The following is a 6894-nucleotide window of genomic DNA, read 5'->3' on the forward strand; positions in this document are numbered from 1 at the left end:
GTGTTGACTTCAGATGCTGCGTGGGCGGGTGACGCGGTCTACCAGGTAGACCAGGCCGTGGTAGTCGATGCCGCTGTGGCTGGACAGCCCGATCTCGCAGGTGCGGCTGGTGGAGATGCCTTCGCTGCAATACTGCACCGCGTCCTTGAGGCTGCGCAGCGAGTGGGCGTTGAGCTCGGGGGTGGTGAAGCCTTTGTCACCGGCAAAGCCGCAGCAATGAATGCCTTCGGGGACCACCACCTGCTTGCTGCAACGCCGCGCCAGGTCGATCAGCGCCTGGCTTTCCCCGAGGTGCTGGGTACTGCAGGTCACATGCACGGCCACGGGCTCGTCCTGAGGGGTGAACTCCAGGCGGTCGAGCAGGTGGGTGCGGATGAAACGCACCGGGTCGTACAGGTCCAAGCGGCTTTCACCCAGGTCCTGGACCAAGCGCAGGGTGCACGGGCTGGTGTCGCAGTAGATCGGGTCGAGGCCTCCGCGGCTGGCGTGCAGCAGGGCATTGATCAGCTCCTGGCGCTTGTGTTCGGCCTGCTCGGGGTAGCCCTTGGAGGCGAACGGCTGGCCGCAGCACAGGCTGTCGGCATTGTCGGGAAACACCACCTGGTAGCCGGCCTTTTCCAGCAGGGCGCGGGTCTTGTCCAGCAGCGAGCTTTGCTCGCGGTCGGCATAGGCCGGGCCCATCACCCGTGAAACGCAGGCGGCCAGGTACACCACGCGCGGGCGGGCGTCGTGGCTGGCCGGGCCGAAGGGCAGCGGGCGCAGGGGTTGCGGCATGGCCGGGGTCCACTGCGGCAGGCGGCCTTTGCTGGCCTTGCTCAACGTGGCGCTCAAGCGGCCCAGGCGCGGGGCACCGAGCAGCTTGCGCGCAGTGTTGGCGGCGGTCAGGGTCAGGCGCGCGCCGCCAAGGGCGGTGTGAAAGTTGTCGGCCAGCCAGTCGGCGGCCTTGGCATGGTCAGCGGCCTGGCTGCGCAGTTTCTTCACCAGCTCGCCGGTGTTGATACCGACCGGGCAGCGCTGCGCGCACAGGCCGGTGGCGGCGCAGGTATCGATGCCTTGGTACTGGTAGGTCCGGCGCAGTTCCCGGATGTCGATGCCGACGCGTTGCTTGGCCTGGATGTCACGCCACATGACGATGCGCTGGCGCGGGCTGAGGGTCAGGCCCTTGGACGGGCACACCGGTTCGCAGAAACCGCACTCGATGCACTTGTCGACGATTTCGTCGGCGGCGGGCAGCGGCTTGAGGTTTTTCAGGTGGATGTCCGGGTCTTCGCTCAGCACCACGTCGGGGTTGAGGATGCCGTTGGGGTCGAGCAGGCGCTTGAGTTTCCACATCAGCTGGTAGGCGTCACTGCCCCATTCCAGCTCGACGAACGGCGCCATGTTGCGCCCGGTGCCGTGCTCGGCCTTGAGCGAGCCGCCGAACTCCACCGCCACCAGCTGTGCCACGTCGTCCATGAACGCCTGGTAACGGGCGACTTCCGCAGCGCTGTTGAAGCCCTGGGTGAAGACGAAGTGCAGGTTGCCTTCCAGCGCATGGCCGAAAATGATCGCTTCATCATAGCGGTGCTTGTCGAACAGCTGGATCAGGCGGTTGACGCCTTCGGCCAACTGCTCGACCGGGAAGGTGACGTCTTCGATGATTACCGTGGTGCCGGTCTGGCGCACGGCGCCGACGGCGGGGAAGGTGTCCTTGCGGATTTTCCACAACTGGTTGTACACGGCCGGGTCTGTACTGAAGTCGACCTGCTGTTCCAGCGGGAAGTCGGCGATCGAGGCCATTACCTGTTGCAGCTGTTCGTGCAGCAGGCTCTGGCTGGCGGCGCGGGACTCGATCAGCAGGGCGCAGGCGTTGTCCGACAGGCCTTTTACCCACAGCGGCATGCCGGGCATGTTCTGCACCGAACGCAGGCTGCGGCGGTCGAGCAACTCTACCGCCGAAACCGGTTGCTGCTTGAGCACGGTCACCGCGCGACAGCAGCTTTCGACGCTGGGGAATACCAGCAAGGCGCTGGCCTTGTGCGGGTGGTCGGGCACGGTGTTGTAGGTGACGGCGCTGATGAAACCGAGGGTGCCTTCGGAGCCGACCAGCAGGTGCTGCAGGATGTCCAGCGGTTGGTCGTAGTCGACCAGTGCATTCAGCGACAGGCCGGTGGTGTTTTTCAGCCGGTACTTGTGCCGGATGCGCTCGGCCAGTGCGGTATTGGCCCGGGTCTCGCGGCCCAACTGGGCCAACGCTGCCAGCAGCTCGGCGTGGCTGGCTTCGAAGGCGGCGACACTGGCCGGGTCTTCGCTGTCCAGGCGCGTACCGTCGGCCAGCACCAGGCGCAGGCCGGCCAGGGTGTGGTAGGTGTTCTGCGCGGTGCCACAGCACATGCCGCTGGCATTGTTGGCGACGATGCCGCCGATCTTGCAGGCGTTGATCGAGGCGGGGTCGGGGCCGATCTTGCGCCCGAACGGGGCCAGCCAGGCGTTGGCCTGGGCGCCGATGACCCCGGGCTGCAGGCGGATCTGCTCACCCTGGCCGCGGATTTCACGGCCGTTCCAGTTGTCACCGAGCACGATCAGCACCGAGTCGCTGATGGCCTGGCCGGACAGGCTGGTGCCGGCGGCGCGGAAGGTGACCGGCACCCGCTCACGCTGGGCCAGTTTGATCAGGCCGACCACCTCGTCCTCGGTCTCGACGCGTACCACCAGCTTGGGGATCAAGCGGTAGAAGCTGGCGTCGGTGCCGAAGGCCAGGGTGGCGGTAGGGTCGTCGAAACGGCGTTCGGCGGGGATCAGGCGCTCGGCATCACGCAGGAACGCGGCAGGCAGGCTCATGCAGTCTCCTCGCGGGGCTGTGGTATCTGTGCGCCACATACCCCGGGTCAATCAGGCGGTCGTTCTTGCAGGCGTCAGGCGCCCAGTTCGCGTACCAGCGAGTCGCGGGTGATTTCGCTAATCGACTTTGCACCGGTCAGCACCATGGCTACGCGCATCTCCTTTTCGAACAGCTCCAGCAGGTTCTTCACCCCGGCCTGGCCGTGTACCGCCAAGGCGTAGAGGAAGGCGCGGCCGATCAGCACGGTGTCGGCGCCCAGGGCGATCATGCGCACCACGTCGAGGCCGCTGCGGATGCCCGAGTCAGCCAGGATCTTCAGCTCACCCTTGACCGCATCGGCGATCGCCGGCAGGGCGCGGGCGCTGGACAGCACGCCGTCGAGCTGACGACCGCCATGGTTGGACACCACAATACCGTCGGCACCGAACCTGACCGCATCGCGGGCATCATCGGCATCGAGGATGCCCTTGATGATCATCGGGCCGTCCCAGAAGTCGCGGATCCATTCCAGGTCTTTCCAGGAAATCGACGGGTCGAAGTTGTTGGCCAGCCAGCCGATGTAATCAGCCAGGCCGGTGGGGTTGCCACGGTAAGCGGAAATATTGCCCAGGTCGTGCGGGCGGCCCATCACGCCGACATCCCACGCCCACTCGGGGTGGGTCATGGCTTGCAGCACGCGGCGCAGCGGGCCGTGCTTGCCGCTCATGCCGGAATGCGCGTCGCGGTAGCGGGCGCCGGGGGTGGGCATGTCGACGGTGAACACCAGGGTCTTGACCCCGGCAGCCTTGGCCCGCTCCAGGGCATTGCGCATGAAGCCGCGGTCCTTGAGCACGTACAGCTGGAACCACATCGGCCGGTCGATGGCCGGGGCCACTTCTTCGATCGGGCACACCGACACGGTGGACATGGTGAACGGAATACCATGCGCCGCCGCCGCGCGCGCCGCCTGCACTTCGCCACGGCGGGCGTACATGCCGGTGAGGCCGACCGGGGCCAGGGCCACCGGCATGCTCAGGGTTTCGTCGAACAGGCGGGTCTCGAGGCTGAGCTCGGACATGTTCTTCAGCACGCGCTGGCGCAGGGCGATGCCGGCCAGGTCGGAGACGTTGTGGCGCAGCGTGTGCTCGGCGTAGGCACCGCCGTCGGCATAGTGGAACAGGAAAGGAGGCAGCTTGCGTTGGGCCGCAGCGCGATAGTCGGTAGAGGCGGAAATGATCATGGATTCTCGCAGCGTTGCTTGTGGGGATTGCCGGGCGCGCCAGGGCGCCCGGCCCCTTTCACTTTAGTGATGAACCAGCATGCCGGTCAGCCAGTAGGCCTGGATCAAGGTGATCAGGCCGACGATGGTGGCGAAGAACAGGCTGTGCTTGACGGTGAAGCGGAACAGGTCGGATTCCTTGCCGACCAGGCCGGTGGCGGCGCAGGCCACGGCGATCGATTGCGGCGAAATCATCTTGCCGGTTACCCCGCCGCTGGTGTTGGCAGCCACCAGCAAGGTGTCGTTGACCCCGATCTGGTGCGCGGTGGTGGCTTGCAGCGAGCTGAACAGGGCGTTGGACGAGGTGTCCGAGCCGGTCAGGAACACGCCCAGCCAGCCGAGGAACGGCGAGAAGAACGGGAACGCCGCGCCGGTACCGGCCAGCACCAGGGCCATGGTCGAGGACATGCCCGAGTAGTTGGTGACGAAGGCGAATGCCAGCACCATGCCGATCGACAGGATCGGCCAGCGCAGTTCCCAGAAGGTTTCCTTGAAAGTGGTCAGACCAGTTTTGACGTTGATCTTCAGCACCGCCATGGAAATCAGCGCCGAGAGGAAGATCGCGGTGCCGGTGGCGGAGATTGGGTCCAGCTTGAACACCGCAGGCATGGCGGTTGGCGCAGCCACGATGGGCGCGGCCTTGATCACCAGCTGGTCGAGGTGCGGGATGGCGAAGTTGAACACGAAGTTGTACATCGAGCCGCCCGCCGCGAAGGCCGCCTTGAACGGTTTCAGGGTCCAGATGGTGACCAGCACGGTGAGGATCAGGAACGGCGACCAGGCCTTGAAGATCTCGCCAAAGCTGTAGGGGCTTGGTTGGCTGCCACTTGGCTGCACCACGGCGGCGCCCACGCTGCCTTTGGCTTCGGCGAACGCGCGCTTGGGCTGCCAGACTTTCAGGAACAGGGTCAGGGCGATCAGGCTGGCCAGGGCCGAGGTGATGTCCGGCAGCTCCGGGCCGATGAAGTTCGAGGTGAAGTACTGGGTAACGGCGAAGCTCAGGCCGGCCACCAGGGCGGCTGGCCAGGTTTCCTTCACGCCGCGCAGGCCGTCCATCATGAATACCAGCCAGAACGGCACGAACAACGACAGCAGCGGCAGTTGGCGACCGGTCATGGCGCCGATGTGGAAGGCGTCGATGCCGGTGACCTGGCCGGCCACGATGATCGGGATGCCCAGGGCGCCGAAGGCCACGGGCGCGGTGTTGGCAATCAGGCACAGGCCGGCGGCGTACAGCGGGTTGAAGCCCAGGCCCACCAGCAGCGCGGCAGTGATTGCCACCGGTGCACCAAAGCCCGCCGCGCCTTCCAGGAAGGCACCGAAGCAGAAACCAATCAGCAGCACTTGCAGGCGCTGGTCGTCGGTAATCGACAGCACCGAGCTGCGAATCACTTCGAACTGGCCGCTCTTGACCGTGAGTTTGTACAGGAACACCGCGGCAACGATGATCCAGGCGATTGGCCAGAGGCCATAGAGGAAGCCGTACCCCGCAGCGGCGAACGCCATGTCGACAGGCATCTGGAAGGCAAAGATCGCTACCAGGATCGACAAGCCGAGGGTGATGCTGCCAGCCACGTGGCCTTTGAGGCGGAACACCGCCAGGGCAAGGAAGAAGAACACGATGGGGATGACCGCCGCCAGTGCGGACAGGCCGAGACTACCAAGCGGGCTATAGAATTGTTGCCAGGTTTGCATATGGGGTGGCCCCCTATTTGTTGTTGGTCAGGCACTGGCATTGGATAATTGGTAAGACCAATTTACAATGACTGGTCGCTAGGTTAAAAGCGCTGTCATGGGTGTGTCAATTTGTCCCGTGCAAAACTTTGGTCGAGTGCCGATGAGTGGCCGCCTGATGGGCAGGGAAAAACATCACCTGATGGTGTTTGCACGGCCCTGGATCGGCGAGAATAGGCACCCCCGGAAATCTGCCGGGGGTTTGTGGAGAGCATGTGATGGTTTTTGATCAGGTCCGCCAACGGCGCCTGTCCGATGACATCGTCGATCGGTTGGAAGGGATGATTCTGGAAGGCACGCTGACCTCCGGGCAGCGGCTGCCGGCCGAGCGCGTCCTTGCCGAGCAGTTCGGTGTGTCGCGCCCGTCACTGCGCGAGGCGATCCAGAAGCTGGTGGCCAAGGGGCTGCTGGTCAGCCGCCAGGGCGGGGGCAATTTTGTTGCCGAGTCGCTGGGGTCGACCTTCAGCGATCCGTTGCTGCAATTGCTCGAGCACAGTGCCGAGGCGCAGCGCGACCTGCTCGAGTTTCGCCATACCCTGGAGGCCTCGTGCGCCTATTACGCCGCCCAGCGTGCCACCGAGCCGGACCGGGCGCGGCTGAAGGCGGCCTTCGATGCGTTGCAGGACTGCTATGCCCGGGCCGATGAAGCGACCCGGGTGGAAGAGGGCGCAGCCGATGCGCGCTTCCACCTGGCGATTGCCGAGGCCAGCCATAACGCCGTGCTGCTGCACACCATTCGGGGTTTGTTCGACCTGCTCAAGCGCAACGTGGTGACCAACATCGGTGGCATGTACCAGCAACGGGCCGAGACCCGCGACATGCTGATCAGCCAGCACCGGGAACTGTACCTGGCCATTGTCGAGGGGCGGGCGGATGATGCCCGGGAGGTGTCCAGCCGGCACATCCTGTATGTGCAGGAGGTGCTGGAAGAGGCGCAGGAGGAAGCGCAGCGGGTGGCGCGGGCGGAGCGGCGTAGCGGGCGCTGAGATTGGCTGTGGCACTGCGGGCCTCTTCGCGGGGCAAGCCCGCTCCCACAATTTTCCAGCTCGACGCTTTCATTGTGGGAGCGGGCTTGCCCCGC

At 65.3% G+C, this 6894-nt stretch carries 4 protein-coding genes; 1 reads left to right on the forward strand and 3 read right to left on the reverse strand.

All coding sequences use genetic code 11. The features are described from left to right. Nucleotides 1-9: 9 nt before the first annotated feature. The 3 genes from QSV36_RS08605 to QSV36_RS08615 form a co-directional block, all read right to left on the reverse strand. Nucleotides 10-2820 (reverse strand): FAD-binding and (Fe-S)-binding domain-containing protein, encoded by a 2811-nt coding sequence (locus QSV36_RS08605; protein ID WP_289131203.1) that lies wholly within the window; start codon nt 2818-2820, stop codon nt 10-12. A gap of 74 nt (nt 2821-2894) precedes the next feature. Continuing rightward, entirely contained in the window at nt 2895-4040 is a 1146-nt protein-coding gene (gene lldD, locus QSV36_RS08610; RefSeq protein WP_170032778.1) for an FMN-dependent L-lactate dehydrogenase LldD, read from the reverse strand. A gap of 63 nt (nt 4041-4103) precedes the next feature. Then, complete coding sequence (locus QSV36_RS08615; protein ID WP_289131204.1) at nt 4104-5774, reverse strand: lactate permease LctP family transporter; 1671 nt, start codon at nt 5772-5774, stop codon at nt 4104-4106. Between the two features lie 257 nt (nt 5775-6031). On the opposite strand from QSV36_RS08615, the gene QSV36_RS08620 reads away from it, so the two are divergent. Beyond that, nucleotides 6032-6799 carry an FCD domain-containing protein gene (locus tag QSV36_RS08620; protein WP_289131205.1) on the forward strand — a complete coding sequence of 256 codons (768 nt, stop codon included), beginning with the start codon at nt 6032-6034 and terminating at the stop codon, nt 6797-6799. The last annotated feature ends 95 nt before the right edge of the window (nt 6800-6894 follow it).

Source organism: Pseudomonas sp. BCRC 81390 (assembly GCF_030341915.1).
Classification (GTDB): domain Bacteria; phylum Pseudomonadota; class Gammaproteobacteria; order Pseudomonadales; family Pseudomonadaceae; genus Aquipseudomonas.

What these genes read in the sequence shown, in the direction of transcription:
- QSV36_RS08605 (WP_289131203.1), bottom strand. Translation starts at nt 2,820, where the DNA reads ATGAGCCTGCCTGCCGCGTTCCTGCGTGATGCCGAGCGCCTGATCCCC.
- lldD (WP_170032778.1), bottom strand. Translation starts at nt 4,040, where the DNA reads ATGATCATTTCCGCCTCTACCGACTATCGCGCTGCGGCCCAACGCAAG.
- QSV36_RS08615 (WP_289131204.1), bottom strand. Translation starts at nt 5,774, where the DNA reads ATGCAAACCTGGCAACAATTCTATAGCCCGCTTGGTAGTCTCGGCCTG.
- QSV36_RS08620 (WP_289131205.1), top strand. Translation starts at nt 6,032, where the DNA reads ATGGTTTTTGATCAGGTCCGCCAACGGCGCCTGTCCGATGACATCGTC.